At 72.8% G+C, this 19314-nt stretch carries 19 protein-coding genes, 1 tRNA gene and 1 pseudogene; 13 read left to right on the top strand and 8 right to left on the bottom strand.

Translation table 11 applies throughout. The features are described 5' to 3' along the window. Positions 1–108 (bottom strand): annotated as a pseudogene (locus tag ABZ497_RS17850) (ABC transporter ATP-binding protein); the annotation flags it as partial. Between the two features lie 393 nt (positions 109–501). Here ABZ497_RS17850 and ABZ497_RS17845 point away from each other — a divergent pair. The 3 genes from ABZ497_RS17845 (at position 502) to ABZ497_RS17835 (ending at position 2123) form a co-directional block, all read left to right on the top strand. Then, a tRNA-Leu gene (locus tag ABZ497_RS17845) sits at positions 502–583 on the top strand. Positions 584–725: 142 nt separating this feature from the next. Beyond that, on the top strand, positions 726–1637 hold the full coding sequence (locus tag ABZ497_RS17840; RefSeq protein WP_359806152.1) for a Bax inhibitor-1/YccA family protein: 912 nt from the start codon (positions 726–728) through the stop codon (positions 1635–1637). A gap of 81 nt (positions 1638–1718) precedes the next feature. Beyond that, complete coding sequence (locus tag ABZ497_RS17835; RefSeq protein ID WP_359806149.1) at positions 1719–2123, top strand: hypothetical protein; 405 nt, start codon at positions 1719–1721, stop codon at positions 2121–2123. 228 nt (positions 2124–2351) lie between these two features. Here ABZ497_RS17835 and ABZ497_RS17830 read toward each other — a convergent pair whose 3' ends face one another. From ABZ497_RS17830 to ABZ497_RS17820, 3 genes are all read right to left on the bottom strand, one after another. Next, positions 2352–3305: a hypothetical protein gene (locus ABZ497_RS17830; protein ID WP_359806147.1), complete on the bottom strand. Its 954-nt coding sequence runs from the start codon at positions 3303–3305 to the stop codon at positions 2352–2354. Positions 3306–3597: 292 nt separating this feature from the next. Next, positions 3598–4818: an acetyl-CoA C-acetyltransferase gene (locus ABZ497_RS17825; RefSeq protein ID WP_359806144.1), complete on the bottom strand. Its 1221-nt coding sequence runs from the start codon at positions 4816–4818 to the stop codon at positions 3598–3600. A gap of 111 nt (positions 4819–4929) precedes the next feature. Continuing rightward, positions 4930–6024, bottom strand: a complete 1095-nt coding sequence (locus tag ABZ497_RS17820) for an SGNH/GDSL hydrolase family protein (RefSeq protein WP_359806141.1) — start codon at positions 6022–6024, stop codon at positions 4930–4932. A 271-nt stretch (positions 6025–6295) separates the two neighbouring features. Between ABZ497_RS17820 and ABZ497_RS17815 the strand changes: the two genes are divergently transcribed. From ABZ497_RS17815 to ABZ497_RS17800, 4 genes are all read left to right on the top strand, one after another. Next, positions 6296–7696: a cystathionine beta-synthase gene (locus ABZ497_RS17815; protein ID WP_329489355.1), complete on the top strand. Its 1401-nt coding sequence runs from the start codon at positions 6296–6298 to the stop codon at positions 7694–7696. 562 nt (positions 7697–8258) lie between these two features. Further along, on the top strand, positions 8259–8597 hold the full coding sequence (locus ABZ497_RS17810) for a hypothetical protein (RefSeq protein ID WP_359806138.1): 339 nt from the start codon (positions 8259–8261) through the stop codon (positions 8595–8597). Between the two features lie 187 nt (positions 8598–8784). After that, positions 8785–10071 (top strand): Ig-like domain-containing protein, encoded by a 1287-nt coding sequence (locus ABZ497_RS17805; RefSeq protein ID WP_359806136.1) that lies wholly within the window; start codon positions 8785–8787, stop codon positions 10069–10071. 106 nt (positions 10072–10177) lie between these two features. Beyond that, positions 10178–10669: a DUF1203 domain-containing protein gene (locus ABZ497_RS17800; protein ID WP_329489358.1), complete on the top strand. Its 492-nt coding sequence runs from the start codon at positions 10178–10180 to the stop codon at positions 10667–10669. A gap of 18 nt (positions 10670–10687) precedes the next feature. Here ABZ497_RS17800 and msrA read toward each other — a convergent pair whose 3' ends face one another. Next, positions 10688–11353, bottom strand: a complete 666-nt coding sequence (gene msrA, locus ABZ497_RS17795) for a peptide-methionine (S)-S-oxide reductase MsrA (RefSeq protein WP_359806160.1) — start codon at positions 11351–11353, stop codon at positions 10688–10690. A 143-nt stretch (positions 11354–11496) separates the two neighbouring features. Here msrA and ABZ497_RS17790 point away from each other — a divergent pair, with 143 nt between their 5' ends. Beyond that, positions 11497–12651: a cystathionine gamma-synthase gene (locus ABZ497_RS17790; protein WP_329489359.1), complete on the top strand. Its 1155-nt coding sequence runs from the start codon at positions 11497–11499 to the stop codon at positions 12649–12651. Positions 12652–12657: 6 nt separating this feature from the next. On the opposite strand, the gene ABZ497_RS17785 is transcribed toward ABZ497_RS17790, so the two are convergent. Continuing rightward, positions 12658–13137 carry a MarR family transcriptional regulator gene (locus tag ABZ497_RS17785; protein WP_359806133.1) on the bottom strand — a complete coding sequence of 160 codons (480 nt, stop codon included), beginning with the start codon at positions 13135–13137 and terminating at the stop codon, positions 12658–12660. 122 nt (positions 13138–13259) lie between these two features. On the opposite strand from ABZ497_RS17785, the gene ilvA reads away from it, so the two are divergent. The 3 genes from ilvA to ABZ497_RS17770 all read left to right on the top strand — a co-directional run bounded on the left by ilvA (position 13260) and on the right by ABZ497_RS17770 (position 16570). Next, the gene (gene ilvA, locus ABZ497_RS17780) at positions 13260–14471 is read left to right on the top strand and encodes a threonine ammonia-lyase (RefSeq protein WP_359806131.1); all 1212 of its coding nucleotides are present in this window, start codon (positions 13260–13262) and stop codon (positions 14469–14471) included. A 169-nt stretch (positions 14472–14640) separates the two neighbouring features. Further along, positions 14641–15711 (top strand): ATP-binding cassette domain-containing protein, encoded by a 1071-nt coding sequence (locus ABZ497_RS17775; protein ID WP_329489362.1) that lies wholly within the window; start codon positions 14641–14643, stop codon positions 15709–15711. Between the two features lies 1 nt (position 15712). After that, the gene (locus tag ABZ497_RS17770) at positions 15713–16570 is read left to right on the top strand and encodes an ABC transporter permease (RefSeq protein WP_329489363.1); all 858 of its coding nucleotides are present in this window, start codon (positions 15713–15715) and stop codon (positions 16568–16570) included. A gap of 86 nt (positions 16571–16656) precedes the next feature. Here ABZ497_RS17770 and greA read toward each other — a convergent pair whose 3' ends face one another. Next, positions 16657–17157 carry a transcription elongation factor GreA gene (gene greA / locus ABZ497_RS17765; RefSeq protein WP_329489364.1) on the bottom strand — a complete coding sequence of 167 codons (501 nt, stop codon included), beginning with the start codon at positions 17155–17157 and terminating at the stop codon, positions 16657–16659. A gap of 287 nt (positions 17158–17444) precedes the next feature. Beyond that, positions 17445–17858, bottom strand: a complete 414-nt coding sequence (locus tag ABZ497_RS17760; protein ID WP_352289884.1) for a DUF4307 domain-containing protein — start codon at positions 17856–17858, stop codon at positions 17445–17447. A gap of 271 nt (positions 17859–18129) precedes the next feature. Between ABZ497_RS17760 and mca the strand changes: the two genes are divergently transcribed. Beyond that, complete coding sequence (mca, locus tag ABZ497_RS17755; protein ID WP_329489367.1) at positions 18130–19035, top strand: mycothiol conjugate amidase Mca; 906 nt, start codon at positions 18130–18132, stop codon at positions 19033–19035. A gap of 49 nt (positions 19036–19084) precedes the next feature. Next, entirely contained in the window at positions 19085–19276 is a 192-nt protein-coding gene (locus tag ABZ497_RS17750) for a hypothetical protein (RefSeq protein ID WP_329489368.1), read from the top strand. Positions 19277–19314 lie beyond the last annotated feature (38 nt).

The raw sequence follows: 19314 nt of genomic DNA, 5'->3' as shown, positions 1-19314 counted from the left end.
GTCGAGCGCGACGACGCGGGTCTCCCCGTCCCCGTAGACCTTGTTGAGGCCGGTGGCGCGGGCGGCCGCCCGGCCGGTACGGACGGCGGTTGCGGTCGACGTGGTCACGGGGTGCTCCTTGGGGTCGGGCTGCGGACGGCGCCGGGGGTGCGGGACGGCTCCGGAGGGCCGGTCCGCGCAGGGGTTCGGCGGTATCTCCATGCTCGGCCACGTGGTCACGGCTTCTCGTCGCTCCGCCGGACGGTTGGCCTGACCACCGCTGGGCGTACGTCCGGAGAAAGCCCTCATCCTCGGGTATGACGTCAACCCTTACCTGATCCCGCTGGCCGGATAGCACGCTCGGATTGGCCAAATCACGAACTGTTCGTCAGATGGCAAGGAAACATGACAACTTCCCTGGCTGGGAACATGCGAAAGGGGGAGGCGGGCGACTAGGCTCGGGGATGGCCCGCACGGGGACGGAGCACCACCTCCGACTGTCGGCAGGGCAGGTCCTTGAAGGCCCGGATGGTGGAACGCAGACACGGGCAGCTTAAAACTGCTTGGCCGTGAGGCCGTGCCGGTTCGAGTCCGGCTCCGGGCACCGCTCGACCCGCGGGGACGCCACCGGGCGTCCCCGCCGGGCGCCGCTCCCCGGATCCTCCTTGCGGCGTATCCCTATTCTTTTGCCAACCCATTACCCTTGTGGTGCGGGCGGTGCAGTGCCGCCACGGAGGGAATGAGCAATGAGAAGCAGCAACCCGGTCTTCTCGCGGGAGGGGTCCTTCACCCGCGAGCCCGGCTACGCGGGTTTCGGTACCACGCAGGCCCCGCCGGCCGGGAACCCGTACGCCGCAGGCCCCACCGGCCCGAGCAGCCCGTACGGCGGCAACCCGTACGGCAACAACCCCTACGCCCAGCAGCCGCAGGGCCAGGGTCCGCTGACCGACGAGCAGCTGGTCGAGATGTACGGCGCGCCGTCCGCCGGCCCGCTGGACACCGGGCGGATGACGCTCGACGACGTCGTCGCACGCACCGCCATGACGTTGCTCACCCTGGTCGCCTTCGGCGCCCTGGCCTGGTTCGCGCTGCCGGACCGGAACTTCGGCCTGGCCATCGGCGCCTCGCTGATCGCCTTCGTGGTCGGCCTGGTGATCTCGTTCAAGCGCAGTGTCAGCCCGCCGCTGATCCTGCTCTACGCGGGCCTGGAGGGCTTCGCGCTCGGTGCCGTCACCAAGGCGCTCAACGCCGCCCTGCCGGGCATCGCGATCCAGGCGGTACTGGGCACGGCGGCGGTCTTCGCGGCGATGCTGATCGCCTACAAGACCGGCCGGATCCGGGTCACCCCGCGCTACACGCGGATCGGCATCGCGATCGCCATGGGCTTCGTGCTCCTGCTGCTGGTCAACGCGGTCGCGTCGATGTTCGGTGCGGAGATGGGGCTGCGCTCCGGCCCGCTGGGCATCGTGGTGGGCCTGGTCGGCATCGGCCTCGGCGCGTTCTTCCTCTCGCTGGACTTCGCGGCCATCGAGCAGGCCATCGCCCAGGGCGCCCCGCAGAAGGAGTCCTGGCGGGCCGCCTTCGGGCTCACCCTGTCGCTGGTCTGGATCTACATCGAGATGCTGCGGCTGATCGCGATCCTGCGCGGCGACGACTGATCACCGCGCCCCCCGCGCACTGCCGCCGGGCCCCGGAGCCTTCCGCTCCGGGGCCCGGCGGCTTTCGTCTAGGCTCGCGCCATGCCTGAAGCAGCCTCCCTCGCCGAAGCCGTCGACGCCCTGGCGGACCGTTTCCGCTCGATGCCGCAGAGCCGGCTGCTGGGAGCCGTCCCCGGCCACCCCTCCCGGGCCGCCGCCGCGCTGGCGCTGGCCGGCCGGCTGGCGGCGGCGGCGCAGGCCGCCGAGGGGGCGGCGGACGGCGCCGGCGGGCCGGCCGTGCCGCCGCGCGAGTTCCCGGACGCCGGTGCCTTCGCGGCCGGCGACCAGCTGGCCGTCGCCGGGCACGACCTGGCGGCGGCCCTGACGGCCCTGCCGGCCCAGGCGCTGGTGCCGCTCCCGGAGCCGCTGGGCGGGCCCGCGGCGGCCCCGGTGGTGCTCGCCCGGGCCCTGGCCGAGGTGGCCGCCACGGCCGCGCTCTGCGGCTGAGCCCGGGCCCGGCGGAAGCGGCCCGGCGGATGGCCGGAGCGGCGGCCCGGTACGAGGGCCTGGTACGAGGGCCCGGTACGAGGGCCCGGTGGGCGGCCGCTGCGGGCCGCCGGCGGGAAACGGCGGACGGGAACGCCGAGGGCCGACCGGATCGGTAACCCCTTGATCCGGTCGGCCCTCGGGTGAACGTCGGCCGCGGCTGTCGCGGCCGCGTCCGCGCGCGTGGTGTCAGATGCTGGCGACCACCCGGTCGGCGAGCACGTAGACGGCGTCGTCGTCGGTGGAGAAGGTCAGCGAGTACGAGCCGGAGAACCGCGAGCCCCCGAGCAGCCGGACGTCCTCGCCGGCCCGGACGGCGTCGATCAGCCGGTACGCGGCCTCCCGGTCGCCGGGGGCGACGCAGAGCGTGGTGCCGTCGGCGAAGGCGTACACGTCCAGCGTGCCGAGCGGGCCCGGGCGGACGTCCGTCAGCGCCACGCCCTCCTCGGCGAGGGTGGCCAGCCGGGTGTCGGTCCACTCGCGGGACGGCGCCTGGCTGGGCACGAAGTCCGGGTGCGAGGGGTGGCGGCGCGGGTCGGGGGCGGGCGCGGGCGCCTCCTCGACCATCGGCTCGGCGTCCAGCAGTCCGGCCTCCAGGCCGGTGGCCAGCAGGTCGGCCTCGCGGCGGGCCCGGGCGTCGCCGCCGCCCTCGGCGACCGGGACCCCCGCGGGGTGCCCCGGGCGCAGCGGGGCGCCGCCGTCGGTCCCGGGCGCGTCGGGCGCGGCGCCGCCCTCGTTGATCAGGTCCTCCAGCGCCGACCGCAGCGCCTCACCGAACTCCGGGTCCATGGTGCCCGCGTTGTCGGCGGCCTCCTGCGGACCGGTCGGCCGGGGGAAGAAGAGCGGCCACTCGTCGGTGGAGCCGAGCACGCCGGCGAAGGGGGAGTCGAACAGTGGCGCGTCCTCGGCCGCGCGGGCCTCCTGCTCGGCCCAGAAGGCGCGGGCCTCGGTGATCTCCCGCTCGCGGTCGGCGGCGAGTGCCTCGGCGACGGCGCGGCGGATCGCGGCCTCGTCGACCGGTGCGGGCGTGGCGGTGGCCGCGGCCCGGGCGTCCAGCCGGCGGGAGAGCCCGCGGAGGTGGACCAGCACGGCGGTCGTCACGGCGATCAGTATCAGCAGGAGGAGGGTGTAGACGGCGCTCACGGAACGTACTCCTAGGGAGGAGTGGAACGGGGTTACCTCTCCACACTGCCCCATACGGGGCTGTTACCGCAGTGGCGAATGTCTAATTTGCCCGGGACTTTCGCTCTTGTCCCCAAATTGTTAGGTAACACCGTTCTACGCAGCGGAGTTGATCCGCTCCGCACTGTCGATTTCCGGGCCCGATTCGAAAGAAAAGAGGGCCGGATCGACCTCGCGGTGTGATCCGGCCCTCAATTACTGTGCGTCACTCCAAATGGGTGGTCTGGACCCTTCGGGGTTGACGCCAGGGGGTTCAGCTGAGTCGCTCGACGACCATCGCCATGCCCTGGCCGCCACCGACGCACATGGTCTCCAGGCCGAACTGCTTGTCGTGCCACTGGAGGGAGTTGATCAGGGTGGTGGTGATGCGGGCGCCGGTCATGCCGAAGGGGTGGCCGACGGCGATGGCGCCGCCGTTGACGTTCAGGCGGTCGAGGTCGACGCCCAGGTCCCGGTAGGAGGGGATGACCTGGGCGGCGAAGGCCTCGTTGATCTCGACGAGGTCGATGTCGCCGATGGTGAGGCCGGCCCGGCGCAGTGCCTGCTTGGAGGCCTCGACGGGGCCGTAGCCCATGATCTCGGGGGAGAGGGCGCTGACGCCGGTGGAGACGACGCGGGCGAGGGGGGTGATGCCGAGTTCGCGGGCCTTGGTGTCGGACATGATGACGAGGGCGGCGGCGCCGTCGTTGAGGGGGCAGCAGTTACCGGCGGTCACGGTGCCGTCGGGGCGGAAGACGGGCTTGAGGCCGGAGACGGCTTCGAGGGTGACGCCGGCGCGGGGGCCGTCGTCGGTGGAGACGACGGTGCCGTCGGGGAGGGTGACGGGGGTGATCTCGCGCTCCCAGAAGCCGGACTTGATGGCGGCCTCGGCGAGGTTCTGGGAGCGGACGCCGAAGGCGTCCTGGTCGGCGCGGGTGACGCCCTTGAGGGCGGCGAGGTTCTCGGCGGTCTGGCCCATCGCGATGTAGGCGTCGGGGACGAGGCCGTCCTCACGGGGGTCGTGCCACTCCCCACCGCCCTGCTCGGCGCGCTGGGCGGTACGGGCCTGGGCGTCGTCGAAGAGCGGGTTCATGGTGCCGGGCATGCCGTCGGAGGTGCCGTTGACGCTGCGCGAGACGGTCTCGACGCCGGCGGAGATGAAGACGTCGCCCTCGCCGGCCTTGATGGCGTGCAGTGCCATCCGGGTGGTCTGCAGCGAGGAGGAGCAGTACCGGGTGACGGTGGTGCCGGGGAGGTAGTCCATGCCCATCTGGACGGCGACGATCCGGGCGAGGTTGTGGCCCTGCTCGCCGCCGGGCAGGCCGCAGCCGAGCATCAGGTCGTCGATGTCGCGGGGGTCGAGCTGGGGGACCTTGGCGAGGGCGGTGGCGATGATGTGGGCGGTCAGGTCGTCGGGGCGGACGTCCTTGAGGGAGCCCTTGAAAGCCCGGCCGATCGGCGAACGGGTGGCGCTGACGATGACGGCTTCGGGCATGACGGGCTCCTCGCTGAGTGACCTTCGGGCGGTGGGGTGTCCGGGTGGCGGTCCGACGGGAACGACCGGGTGCGCGGGGGACGCCCGGGAGGAAAGTTACCGTCTGGTAGATCAGGCGTCACCCGCCCCGGCGTGTGAGCTGGCCGACGTGTTCCCGCGGTCGGGCCCGGCGGCCGGGGCCGACCGCCCGGCGGGCCCCTCGGCGGCCCAGGTGCCCGGCAGGCCGACTCGCAGCCGGTGGCGCAGCAGGGCCCAGCGCCGGCCCGCGCCCTCCGCGCCGACGGCGGCCACCTCGGTGCCGGAGCGGCCCGCCGCGGCGGCCGCGGCCACCGCCACCGGCAGCACCGTCTCGCCCGGCACGGCTCCGGCCGGCCGCTCGTCCTCGGGCCAGAGGCCCAGCACCGCGCAGAGCGAGGGCAGCACGGCCATCGCGGCCGTCGCGTACCCCTGGGCCGACGGGTGGTAGCGGTCGGCGGCGAACATCTCCGGCCGGGCCGCGAACTCCGGCCCGAGCAGTGAGCCCAGCGAGACCGTCCGGCCGCCGGCCTCCACCACGGCGATGGTCTGCGCCGCCGCCAGCTGCCGGCTGACCCGCCGGGCCACCCAGCGCAGCGGCGGCCGGACCGGCTTGATGGTGCCGAGGTCCGGGCAGGTGCCGACCACCACCTCGCAGCCGTTGGCGCGCAGCGCGGCGACCGCCTCGCCGAGGTGGCGCACCGCGAGCTGGGCCGGGCTGTGCCGGGTCACGTCGTTGGCGCCCACCATGATCACGGCGATGTCGGGGCGGTGCGGCAGGGCGAGCTCCAGCTGGCCGGAGAGGTCGGCGGAGCGTCCGCCGGAGCGGGCCACGTTGACCAACCGGACCGGCCGCTCGGCCACCGACGCCAGGCCGGCGGCCAGCAGCGCGCCCGGGGTGTCGCGGGCGCGCAGCACCCCGAGGCCGGCGGCGGTGGAGTCGCCGAGGAAGGCGAGCACCAGGGGCGCCTGGCCGGTGCTGCCGGCGTCGGCGAAGGCCTCGCCGTAGACGCCGTCGGCCCGGGGCGGGTCGCCCTCCAGGACGCCGATGGCCTGCACGGCCAGCTTGCTCTCGGTCAGCAGCACGCCGACCAGGCCGACGCCCAGCAGGCCGAGCCCGCCGCCGCCGTAAGCCGCCGCGGTGGCGATGCGGCGGGCCACCCGGGCCCGCGACTCCTGTGCCCCTGGCATCCGGTGCCCCCTTCGCGTCCTCGTGCCGCCCCCAGTCGGAGCCGCCACTCGCGTTGCCTGTACACCTCCTACCCGTCCTCGGCCGTGCGCTATCGACGGGACTGGGCCATCCGTGGGCGCACCGCGCGGGCGGCGGTCGGGCGGCGGTCCGGAAGGGGGCCGCGTGGGGGCGGGGCGCAGGTGCGACGCAGGGGAGGGCCGGGGCCGGTGGCACGGCCTAGGCTTTGCAGTACCGAAAGCACTCGCATGCCCACAGACCGGGAGGACCCCCGTGCGGTACCACAACTCGATCATCGACCTGGTCGGCAATACGCCCTTGGTCAAGCTCAACAAGGTCACCGACGGCATCAGCGCGACAGTGCTGGCGAAGGTCGAGTACTTCAACCCCGGCGGTTCCGTGAAGGACCGGATCGCGATGCGCATGATCGAGGCCGCCGAGGCCTCGGGCGCGCTGAAGCCCGGCGGCACGATCGTGGAGCCGACCTCCGGCAACACCGGTGTCGGCCTGGCGATCGTGGCCCAGCAGAAGGGCTACAAGTGCATCTTCGTCTGTCCGGACAAGGTGTCCACCGACAAGATCAACACGCTGCGCGCGTACGGCGCCGAGGTGGTCGTCTGTCCGACCGCCGTCGCCCCGGAGCACCCGGACTCCTACTACAACGTCTCGGACCGGCTGGTCCGGGAGACGCCGAACGCCTGGAAGCCGGACCAGTACTCCAACCCGGACAACCCGGCCTCGCACTACCACTCCACCGGTCCGGAGCTGTGGGAGCAGACCGAGGGGCGGATCACCCACTTCGTGGCCGGCGTCGGCACCGGCGGCACCATCTCCGGCACCGGCAACTACCTGAAGGAGGTCTCCGGCGGCAAGGTCAAGGTCGTCGGCGCCGACCCGGAGGGTTCGGTCTACTCGGGCGGCACCGGCCGGCCGTACCTGGTCGAGGGGGTCGGTGAGGACTTCTGGCCGACCGCCTACGACCGTGGCGTCGCGGACGAGATCGTCGCCGTGTCCGACAAGGACTCGTTCCAGATGACCCGCCGGCTGGCCAAGGAGGAGGGCCTGCTGGTCGGCGGCTCCTGCGGGATGGCCGTGGTGGCCGCGCTGGAGGTGGCCGAGCGGCTGGGCCCGGACGACGTCGTGGTGGTGCTGCTGCCGGACGGCGGCCGCGGCTACCTGTCGAAGATCTTCAACGACGACTGGATGGCCGACTACGGCTTCCTGCCCTCGGCCACCGACGAGGCGCACATCGCCGAGGTGCTGGCCCGCAAGGACGCCATCGAGCACGAGGGCATCCCGCAGTTCGTCCACATGCACCCCAACGAGACCGTCGCCGAGGCGGTCCGGGTGCTGCGCGAGTACGGCGTCTCGCAGATGCCGGTGGTCTCCCCGGGGGCCGGCCACCCCGACATCATGGCCGGTGAGGTGATCGGCTCGGTCGCCGAGAAGCTGCTCCTGGAGGGCGTCTTCGCGAACGAGATCCAGCTGGACGACACACTGGACAAGGTGATGTCCAAGCCGCTGCCCGTGGTCGGTTCGGGCGAGACCGTCACCAACCTGATGACGGTGCTGGAGAAGGCCGACGCGGCCGTGGTGCTGGTGGAGGGCAAGCCGCAGGGCATCGTCACCCGCCAGGACCTGCTGGGCTTCCTGGCCGCCCGCAGCTCGCACTGACGGCGGCTCATCGAGGCCGCCCGCCCAGGCGGCTGAGGGCTCGTCCGGGGGCGAAGTGGTACACCGGCGTCACCTGCGCGCAGCACGCGCTTAACACGCGTCGGGCATCGTTGAGGTCAACGGCAAGACGCCGAACGAGGCGACGACAACCGTCCGGGAGCGGCTCCCCGGTGGTCGTGGTCGTCTCCGGACACGTCGGACGGCCCTGACCCGGCCGGCCGTGTCCTGCCCTTCGTGCCCGGTTGCGGGCGCGGAGGGGCCCACCGCGGGGGGCGTCGTCGTCCCGCCCCTGTCCGGCTCCGGCCGGTCATCAGGGTGCGGCGGCTCCCGCGGTCGTCACCGCGCCGTTTCGGCGCGTCTCCGCGGCTCCCGGGTGGGGGAGCCCCGGCGGAGACGGCAGGGCCGGTCCCTCCTCGGAGGGGCCGGCCCTTCCCGTGCGTCCGCCCGTTCCGTGCGTCCGCCCGTTCCGTGCCCGCGGGCGCCCCGGTCGGGAACCGCCGCCCCCCGTCCCTCGGACCCGGCGTGCCTTCGGGCCGGAGCGGTTTCCCGTACGCTCGCACGCATGACCAGCACTGACACGACCGGCCAGGACGAACCGCGCTACGTCCGGCTCAGCATCGAGCTCATCGCCGAGATCACCGACGAGGGGGCGCTCAAGGCGGCGGCCCTGCAGCAGGTGACGGACGACGAGTACCTCGACGACGAGGAGCGCGCCCAGTCCGTCGAGGCCATCGAGGTGGACCCGTCGGGTTCGCTCGCGCACTTCATCGACCCGGTCGCCCTGCTCGGCGACGTCCCGGGCGTCGAGCTCGCCTCGGCGACCTGGGAGTCCGCGCAGACCGAGTTCGACGCCGAGGGGGAGGGCTGGGACGAGTACACGGTGGACGAGCCCGCCGAGTAGTCCTCACCGACTTTCGTCACGGCCCGCGAGTGCCCGGTCTGCTTTCGCAGACCGGGCATTTTGTCCATATTTGGCAGGAAGTTGAGTAGTCTCATACGATCGCCACTCGTCGGTGATGGAACCGTGAAAGGGCGGATTGCGTTTCTCTATCCGTAATGCCCGGGATGATCAGCAGGGAGAAGGCGACGTGACGGCACGGGACGGGCAGGGTCGGGCGGCCGGCGGGAACTGGAGCCGGCGCGGTGTGCTGGCGGGTCTGATCGGCGCGCCGGTCCTGCTGCTGGCGGCGTGCAACGACAGCAAGGGCGACGGCGGGAGCGCCGCCGGCCAGGGCAGCGGATCCTCGGGCGGCGGCGCCACGGGCAGCGGCCCCGCGAGCGCGAGCAGCGCGCCGAAGACCTCCGTGGCCGTCATCACCGTCACCCCCGCCGACGGCTCCACCGCCGCCAGCTTCAGTGAGCCGGTCCGGGTCACCGTCACGGGCGGCACTCTCGGCTCTGTCAAGGTCACCGACTCGACCGGCAAGGCGCTGACCGGGGAGCTCTCCTCGGACGGCACCGGCTGGACGTCCGCCGCCGCGCCCGCCAGCGGGACCAAGTACACCGTCACCGCCTCGGCCACCGACAAGGACAAGCTGGAGGCGGACGCCAACGCCGTCTTCACCACGGCCACCCCGGCCAACACCTTCGTCGGCTACTTCACCCCCGAGGACGGCTCGGTCGTCGGCGTCGGCATGCCGGTCTCGATCAACTTCAGCAAGCCGGTGACCGACCGCAAGGCCGTCCAGCAGGCGATCACCGTGACAGCCGAGCCCGGCGTCGAGATCGTCGGGCACTGGTTCTCCAGCACCCGCCTGGACTTCCGGCCGCAGGAGTACTGGGCCAAGGGCACCAAGGTCACCGTGCGGCTCCGGCTCAAGGACGTCCAGGCCGCCAAGGGCGTCTACGGCACCCAGTCCAAGGACGTCCGCTTCACCATCGGCCGCGCACAGACCAGCGTTGCCGACCTCGCCGCCAAGAAGCTCACCGTCACCACCGACGGCCAGGTCAGCGCCGTCTACCCGATCTCCGGCGGCTCGCCGGAGTACCGCACCTGGGGCGGCAAGATGGTCATCTCGGAGCAGTACCAGCAGACCCGGATGAACTCGCAGACCGTCGGCCTCGGCAGCGAGTACGACATCGCCGACGTGCCGCACGCCCAGCGCCTGACCACCTCCGGCACCTTCATCCACGGCAACTACTGGTCCCCGGCGTCGATCTTCGGCAGCCAGAACACCAGCCACGGCTGCGTCGGCCTGAAGGACGCCAAGGGCGGCCAGGACCAGGGCCTGGACGGCTACAAGTTCTACAAGAGCTCGATGATCGGCGACGTCGTCGAGGTCGTGAACTCCGGCGACAAGACCGTCGAGCCCTCCAACGGCCTGAACGGCTGGAACCTGGGCTGGGCCGCCTGGAAGGCCGGCAGCGCGGTCTGAGGCCCCGGGCGGGCCGCCGCGGGCGCCGCGGGGCGGTCCGGGGCCGTCGAACGCGACGGCCGAAACCCGCCGGACACCGGGCGGTCCGGGCGGCAGGCTGGGCGGCATGAGCGATCCCACCGCACCCGCCCCGGCCGTCCGCCCGATCGAGCCGGCCGTCCACCTCGCCCTGCTGGAACGCGACGACGCGGGGCGCCCGCCGGTCCGGTCGGTGGACCGGACCGGCGGTGCCCCGCTGCGCTGCTGCCTCACCCGGGCGCTGCCCGGCGACCGGATCGCGCTGGTCGGCTACGCGCCGCTGCGCCGCTGGGCCGCCGAGACCGGCGCCGACCCGGGCCCGTACGACGAGGTCGGCCCGGTCTTCCTGCACGACCACGCCTGCGCCGGAGCGGGCCCGGCCTGGCCGGCCGGGTACCACCTGGGCGCGCGGGTGCTACGGGCCTACGACCGGCACGGCCACATCCTGGGCGGGGTGCCCGTCACCCCCGACACCGCCGAGGCGGCCGCCGCGGAGCTGCTCGCCGACCCCGAGGTGGCCGTGGTGCACGTCCGCGCCGTGGAGTTCGGCTGCTTCCAGCACGAAGTCCGCCGGGCCTGAGGCCCGGCGCCGGGCGGGTCAGTCGCCGGTGCGGGCCACGCCGATCGGGCAGCTGGCGCCGGTGCCGCCGAGGCCGCAGTAGCCGTTCGGGTTCTTGGCGTCGGACAGGTACTGCTGGTGGTACGGCTCGGCCGGGTAGAACGGGCCCGCCGGGGCGATCTCGGTGGTGATCGGCCCCAGGCCGATCGCCGTCAGCGCCGGCTGGAACGCCTCGCGGCTCGCGGCCACCGTCGCGGCCTGGGCCGGGGAGTGGGTGTAGACGGCGGACCGGTACTGGGTGCCGACGTCATTGCCCTGCCGGTTGCCCTGGGTCGGGTCGTGCGCCTCCCAGAAGGTCTTCAGCAGCCGCTCGTACGAGACGACCGCCGGGTCGAAGACCACCCGGACCGCCTCGGTGTGCCCCGTCCGGCCGCTGCACACCTCCTCGTACGTGGGGTTGGGGGTGTGGCCGCCCTGGTAGCCGACCAGGGTCGTCCAGACGCCGGGCAGCCGCCAGAACGTGCGCTCGGCGCCCCAGAAGCAGCCCAGCCCGAAGTCGGCCACCTCCAGCCCGGCCGGGTACGGGCCGGTGAGCGGGTTGCCGAGCACGGTGTGCGGCTCGCGCAGGGTGAAGCCCGGCGTCTCCCGGCCGGGCAGCGCCTGGTCGGCGGGGACGAGCGAGGTCTTGTCGCGGTTGAACAGCACGGCCTGCTCCAGCTGGGTCGGGAACCGTTGTGCAGCTTTCAACGCTCACGGCCGCCGCCGGATTCCGGGCAGCCCCGGCGCTTTCCGGACGGCGGCGACCCTTCCGGGAGGCGCCCCGGCATTCGCCCACTACGCTCGTTGTCATGACCGAGCACCAGCTTCCCCAGGGCTTCGAGACCCTCGCCATCCACGCGGGTCAGGAAGCAGACCCCCAGACCGGGGCCGTCGTCACGCCGATCTACCAGGTGTCCACCTACAAGCAGGACGGGGTGGGCGGCCTCCGGGGCGGCTACGAGTACAGCCGTAGCGCCAACCCGACCCGGACCGCGCTGGAGGAGTGCCTCGCGGCACTGGAGGGCGGCTCCCGCGGCCTGGCCTTCGCCTCCGGCCTGGCCGCCGAGGACACCCTGCTGCGCACCATCCTCAAGCCGGGCGACCACATCGTGATCCCCAACGACGCCTACGGCGGCACCTTCCGGCTCTTCGCCAAGGTCCTGACCCGCTGGGGCGTCGAGTTCTCCGTCGCGAACTTCCAGGACCTGGCGACCGTCCGCGAGGCGCTGCGCCCCAACACCCGCGCGGTCTGGGTGGAGACCCCGTCCAACCCGCTGCTGGGCATCACCGACCTGACCGCGCTCGCCGAGGTCGCGCACGGCGCCGGCGCGCTCCTGGTGGTCGACAACACCTTCGCCAGCCCGTACCTGCAGCAGCCGATCGCGCTCGGCGCGGACGCCGTCGTGCACTCCACCACCAAGTACATGGGCGGCCACTCGGACGTCGTCGGCGGTGCGCTGGTGCTGGCCGAGGCGGGCCTCGGCGAGGAGGTCGCCTACCACCAGAACGCGATGGGCGCCGTCTCCGGTCCGTTCGACGCGTGGCTGGTGCTGCGCGGCATCAAGACGCTCGGCGTCCGGATGGACCGGCACAGCTCGAACGCGGAGAAGGTCGCCGAGCTGCTGGCGGGCCACCCCAAGGTGAGCCAGGTGCTCTACCCGGGCCTGCCCGAGCACCCCGGCCACGACATCGCCGCCAAGCAGATGAAGGCGTTCGGCGGCATGGTCTCGTTCCGCGTCAACGGCGGCGAGGAGGCGGCGGTCGAGGTCTGCAACCGCACGCAGCTCTTCACCCTCGGCGAGTCGCTGGGCGGCGTCGAGTCGCTGATCGAGCACCCGGGCCGGATGACCCACGCCTCGGTGGCCGGTTCGGCCCTGGAGGTGCCCGCCGACCTGGTGCGCGTCTCGGTCGGCATCGAGTCGATCGACGACCTGCTGGCCGACCTCCAGCAGGCCCTCGGCTGACGGTGCCTAGCCGCCCTGCCGGCCCGCCGTGTACGACTCCATGGAGTGGTTGAAGCGGGCCAGCAGGGCGCAGAACGCGCGCTGTTCCTCGGGCGCCCAGTCGGCCACCAGCCGGCGGGCCAACTCGGCCCGCCCGGCACGGACTTCGGCCAGCCGACGGGCACCGATCGGGGAGAGTGCGAGCCGTACGGCACGGCGGTCGGCCGGGTCCTGGACCCGGCCGACCAGCCCGGCCGCGACCAGCGGGGCGACCTGCCGGGTGACGGTGGAGGAGTCGACGCCCAGGGCGTCGGCCAGGGCCTTGACGTTGGCGGGTCCGTGCCGCTCCAGCCGGTCGAGCAGCAGATAGGCGGCCCGGTCCAGTACGCCCACCCCGTCGGAGCTGCGGACCTGTTCCATGCGCCGGGCGAACACCGCCAGCTGGTACTGGAGTTGGGCGTGCAGGGGGTCGGTGCGGTCGGTGGCCTGGGGCGAGGTCGTCGTCATCGCGGCTCACGATCGTCGTGCGGTGAGGGAGGCTCAGGACCAGCAGCGTACGCGGGCCGGGCGGGCCCGGGAACAGTGCCGACATCCCGGGTTGGCACTCCCGGCCGCCGTAGGCTGGCGCCATGCACAGCTGGCCGATCACCATCGACGATGTCCGCGGCGCCCAGAAGATGCTCGCCGGGGTCGCCCGGGTGACACCGATGGAGGGCAGCCGGCACCTGTCCGCGCTGATCGGCGCGCCGGTCCACCTGAAGTGCGAGAACCTCCAGCGCACCGGTTCGTTCAAGCTGCGCGGGGCGTACGTGCGGATCGCGGGGCTCTCGCCGGTGCAGCGGGCCGGCGGGGTGGTCGCGGCGAGCGCCGGGAACCACGCCCAGGGCGTGGCGCTGGCGGCCGCGCTGCTCGGGGTCCGCTCGACGGTCTTCATGCCGGTGGCCGCGCCGCTGCCCAAGGTCGCGGCGACCCGCGAGTACGGCGCCGAGGTCCGGCTGTCCGGTGCCACGGTGGACGAGGCGCTGCGGGCCGCGCAGCGCTACTCGGAGGCGACCGGCGCGGTCTTCATCCACCCCTTCGACCACTGGGACGTGGTCACCGGGCAGGCCACCGTCGGCCTGGAGATCCTGGAGCAGTGCCCGGAGGTGCGCACCATCCTGGTCGGGGTGGGTGGCGGCGGGCTGCTGGCCGGGATCGCGGCGGCGGTGAAGCCGATCCGCCCGGACGTGCGGGTGATCGGGGTGCAGGCGGCCGCCGCGGCCGCGTACCCGCCCTCGCTGGCGGCGGGTAGGCCGGTGACGCTGGAGCGCTACGCCACCATGGCGGACGGGATCATGGTCGGCCGGCCCGGGGACATCCCGTTCGAGGTGATCAACGCCCTGGCGGACGGTGTGCGGACGGTCTCCGAGGACTCCCTCTCGCGGGCCCTGCTGCTCGGCCTGGAGCGGCTGAAGCTGGTGGTGGAACCGGCCGGGGCGAGCCCGGTGGCGGCCCTGCTGGAACAGCCGGAGTCCTTCGAGGGCCCGGTGGTGGCGGTGCTCTCGGGCGGCAACATCGACCCGCAGCTGATGCAGCGGGTGCTGCGGCACGGCCTGGCGGCGGCCGGGCGCTACCTGTCGCTGCGGGTGCGGCTGGCGGACCGGCCGGGCGCGCTGGCGGACCTGCTCGGGGTGCTCACCCGGGTGGACGCGAACGTGCTGGACGTGGCGCACGTGCGGATCGACCCGCAGCTCGGGCTGACCGAGGTCGAGGTGGACCTCCATCTGGAGACCAAGGGGCCCGAGCACTGCGCGGTGGTGGTCGGGGAGCTGCGCGAAGCCGGGTACGTCGTCTCGCACTGAGCGAGCGCGCCCGGCGCCGGGCGCTTCCGGCCCCTCGGAGCGACGGCCGAGTCGCCCGCCCGGCGAGGACCGAGTCGCCCGCCTGCCCGCATTCGGGGCAGAGTGGGACAGACCACTGGAATTCGCCCAAGCGACAGCGCCCCTATCGCCCGAGGAGATGAGGCAGGCCATGGCGCCAGCCATCCAAGCCGAGAACCTGGTGAAGACCTTCGGTGACGTACGAGCCCTGGACGGCGTCAGCCTCGACGTCCCCGAGGGCACGGTGCTGGGGCTGCTCGGCCCGAACGGAGCCGGCAAGACCACCACCGTGCGCGTCCTCACCACCCTGCTCCGGCCCGATTCCGGCCGTGCGGTGGTCGCCGGGGTCGACGTCCTCAAACACCCCAACCAGGTGCGCAGCCTGATCGGCCTCTCCGGCCAGTACGCCGCCGTCGACGAGTACCTCACCGGGTTCGAGAACCTGCAGATGGTCGGCGAGCTGTACCAGATGACCGGCCGGGCGGCGAAGGCCCGGGCGCTGGAGCTGCTGGAGTGGTTCAACCTCTCCGAGGCCAGGGACCGCACCGCCAAGACCTACTCCGGCGGCATGCGGCGCCGGCTCGACCTGGCCGCCGCGCTGGTCGTCCGGCCGCCGGTGATGTTCCTGGACGAGCCGACCACCGGACTCGACCCGCGCAACCGGCTGGCCCTCTGGGAGGTCATCGAGACCCTGGTCGAGCAGGGCACCACCCTGTTGCTCACCACCCAGTACCTGGAGGAGGCGGACCGCCTCGCCCACGACATCGCCGTGGTCGACCACGGCCGGGTGATCGCCCGCGGCACCGCCGACCAGCTCAAGGCGCAGATCGGCGGCGAGCGGATCGAGGTCGTGGTGCACCGCGCCGACCTCGTCGCCGAAGCCGTCGAGGCGCTGTCCGAGTACGCCAAGGGCGATCCGGCGGTGGAGAAGAACACCCGCCGGATCACCGTGCCGGTCAGTGGCGGCGCGCGAGTGCTCGCCGACGCCATCCGCGAGCTGGACGCCCGCTCCATCGAGATCGACGACATCGGCCTGCGCCGCCCGACCCTGGACGACGTCTTCCTCTCGCTCACCGGCCACGTCACGGCGGCCGAGGACGAGGAGGGCGGCGCCGCCGGCAAGGGCCGGGGCAAGGGGCACGGCGGGCACGGCGGGGGCCGGGCAGGCGGGGACGGCCAGGACCCGGACCAGCAGGCCGTCCCCGCTGGAAAGGAACGGTGAGATGACCACTGCCACCGAGCACGCCATCGGCGGGGCGGTACCCAAGCAGCGCCGGGGCGCGGCGGCCACCCTGCACGACTCCTGGGTGGTCGCCCGGCGCAACCTGCGCCGGATGACCCGGATCCCCGAGATCGTGGTCTTCGGACTGATGCAGCCTGTGATGTTCGTGCTGCTGTTCTCCTACGTCATGGGCGGGGCGATCCAGATCCCCGGGACGCAGGCCAGCTCCGACTCGTACATCCAGTTCCTGATGGCCGGCATCTTCGCCCAGACGGTCACCTTCGCGACGGCCGGTGCCTCCGCCGGCATCGCGGAGGACATGACCAAGGGGCTGGTCGACCGCTTCCGCTCGCTGCCGATGGCCCGCTCGGCGGTGCTGGTCGGCCGGACCCTGGCCGACCTCTGCCAGACCGCCTTCACCTTGGTGGTGCTGGCGGTGGTGGCGCTGCTGGTCGGCTGGCGGATCCACGAGGGGGTGCCGAAGGCGCTCGCCGCGTTCGGGCTGCTGCTCCTGCTCGGCTACGCGTTCTCCTGGATCGGCGCGCTGATCGGCCTCTCGGTCCGCAGTCCCGAGGCGGCCACCTCGGCCGGGCTGATCTGGCTCTTCCCGCTGACCTTCATCTCCAACGCCTTCGTGCCGATCAGCTCGATGCCGGGCTGGTTGCAGGGGATCGCCTACTGGAACCCGTTCAGCGCCACCGTGCAGGCCTGCCGCAACCTGTTCGGCAACCAGGTCGGGCCGGTGGACAGCGCCTGGCCGATGCAGCACGCGGAGCTGATGTCGGTGCTCTGGTCGGTGCTGATCACCGCCGTCTTCTCCTGGCTGTCGGTGCGCAAGTACCGCTCGGCCTCGGGCTGAGCCCGGTCCGGCGGCCGGCCGCCGGGATGCCGCGAGGGCGGCCGTGGACGAGGTCCACGGCCGCCCTCGGCGTCAGGTGCGGGGGATCAGCCGTTGTGCGGCTTGGCGTCGGTGACGGTGACCGAGGCGGCCTTGCCGTTCGGCAGCTCGTACGTCGCCTCGTCGCCGACCTTCTTGCCGTCGATGGCGCGGCCCAGCGGCGACTGCGGGGAGTACACGTCGAGGTCGTCGCTGCCGGCCATCTCGCGCGAGCCGAGCAGGAAGGTCATGGTGTCGTCCTCGTCGCCGTCGAAGGCGACCGTGACGACCATGCCGGGGGCCACCACGCCGGAGTCCGCGGGGGCCTCGCCGACCTTGGCACGCTCCAGGAGCTGGGTGAGCTGGCGGATCCGCAGCTCGTACTTGCCCTGCTCCTCCTTGGCCGCGTGGTAACCGGCGTTCTCCTTGAGGTCACCCTCCTCGCGCGCCGCCTCGATCTTCTGGGCGATCTCGATGCGCCAGGGGCCGCTCAGATGCTCCAGCTCGGCCTTGAGCTGGTCGTAGCCGGACTGAGTGAGCCAGGTCACGTTCTCGCTGGTCTGGGTCACGGGTGCTCCTCGTAGGTGCTGGGGCTGTGCTGAGGGTGTGAGTCGTCAGCAGGGTGGCGGTGGAGATATCGGTCGTAACTACAAAGCAACGCCCGCTCCCGTACCTCTCGGTGCGGAAGGGGCGAAACCACGAGCCTAACAACTCCGGCCGACAAGCGGGAGAGTCGCCGGCGCGTCATTGACGACAGCATTGCGCCGAGATGTACAGGACCGGTGTGCGGGACATCCTGACGGATTCCCGCTCTTCCGATCGAATATGCGCCCGGGCGGGTCGCGATCGACGGCCGCTACTTCGCCGGCGTGCATCCCAGCAGCTCGGCGGTGGTGCCGCGGGCGGTGGTCCGCAGGCTGACCACGGCGTCGTAGTCGCCGCCGGCGGCCGGTACGGGGAAGTCGGCCACCCCGACCACCGCGCCGTTCTCGCCCTGCGAGCGGACGGTGCAGCTGCCCGCCGTGCCGTCGCTCTTGCGCACCGCGAGGTGCAGCTGCACCTCGGTGTCCGAGACGGCCTGGAAGGAGGGGACGCTGCCGTTGATGGTGGTCTCGCGGATCAGGTACGAGCCGCCCAGCCAGGCCACCAGGCCCAGCCCCAGCACGCCGCAGACCGCACCCGCCACCTTGAGGCGGCGGTCGGACTCGCGGTCGCCGCGCCGGCCGTAGCGCCCCTCGGGCAGCTGCGGGGTGGTGGTGCCTGCGCTCATCGGGCTCAGTCCTCTCCGGGAGGTACCCCCCGCGGTGGTGCCGGGGGAATGCGACGCTCCTCCAGTCCGTCACTATAGGAGGGGCACGCCCGCGGCCGGTCCGGCGGGGGCGCTGCTCGGCCGTGTCGGCGTCGTGCCGGCGGCGTGGTGAGGTCCTGCCGCGGCGCTCCCGGCGGCGGGCCCGCGGTGACGCGGCCCGAACCGAGCGGCTCGGACGGTGGGCAGACCGGACTTCGCGGAAGGCCCAGACATTGTGGAAGGAACGCACGCGTTGACTGAGCAGTTGCGACTGATGGCGGTGCACGCCCACCCGGACGACGAGTCCAGCAAGGGCGCTGCCACCATGGCCATGTACGTCGACCAGGGGGTGGATGTGCTGGTGGCCACCTGCACCGGGGGGGAACGCGGGTCGGTCCTCAATCCGAAGCTGCAGGGCAAGCCGGAGATCGAGGAGAACATCCACGAGGTCCGGCGCAAGGAGATGGACGAGGCGCGCCGGATCCTCGGGGTCCGGCAGGCCTGGCTGGGCTTCGTCGACTCGGGCCTGCCCGAGGGCGACCCGCTGCCCCCGCTGCCCGAGGGGTGCTTCGCCCTGAAGGACGTCGCGGAGGCGGCCGAGCCGCTGGTCCGGCTGATCCGCGAGTTCAAGCCGCAGGTCATCACGACCTACGACGAGAACGGCGGCTACCCGCACCCGGACCACATCATGACCCACAAGATCACCATGCTGGCCTTCGACGCCGCCGGTGACCCGGACGCCTACCCGGAGTCCGGTGAGCCCTGGCAGCCGCTGAAGGTCTACTACAACCACGGCTTCCCGATGGGCCGGATCCGCGAGCTGCACGCGTACCTCACCGAGCACGGCCACGAGTCGCCGTACGGCGAGTGGATCGAGGGCTGGGAGAAGAGCGGCCGCAAGGAGCGCGAGATCACCACCCGGGTCCGCTGCGACGACTGGTTCGAGACCAGGGACCGCGCGCTGATCGCGCACGCCACCCAGATCGACCCGGACGGGCCGTGGTTCCGCGTCCCGCTGGAGGTCCAGCGCGAGGTCTGGCCGACCGAGGACTACGAGCTGGCCCGGACCCTGATCGACGTCGACCTGCCGGAGGACGACCTGTTCGCCGGCCTGCGCACCCCCACCCTGGCCGCCGAGGCCACCGACACGCGCGACTGAACCACCCCCCGATGGCCCGGCTCCCCGTGAGCCGGGCCACCATAGAGATATGAGTGCCCCCGTGAACCTCACCCACCTCGCCGCCGAGCTCGCCCTCGACGAGACCAAGGTGACCCCCGGACTGCTGGGCTTCGTCGTCTTCGCCGCCCTCGGCGTGGCCACCTGGTTCCTGGTCAAGTCGATGAACAAGCAGTTCAAGCGCGTCGACTTCGTCGAGGAGCCGGAGGCTCCGAAGGAGTGAGGGCCGCCCCCTCCACGCGCGCGATGCGCGAGGACGGG

The sequence above is a fragment of the Kitasatospora sp. NPDC005751 genome, assembly GCF_040630835.1.
GTDB lineage: Bacteria > Actinomycetota > Actinomycetes > Streptomycetales > Streptomycetaceae > Kitasatospora.
Note: the sequence above shows the minus strand (reverse complement) of the source record. Positions and strands in the feature narration are given on the sequence as shown.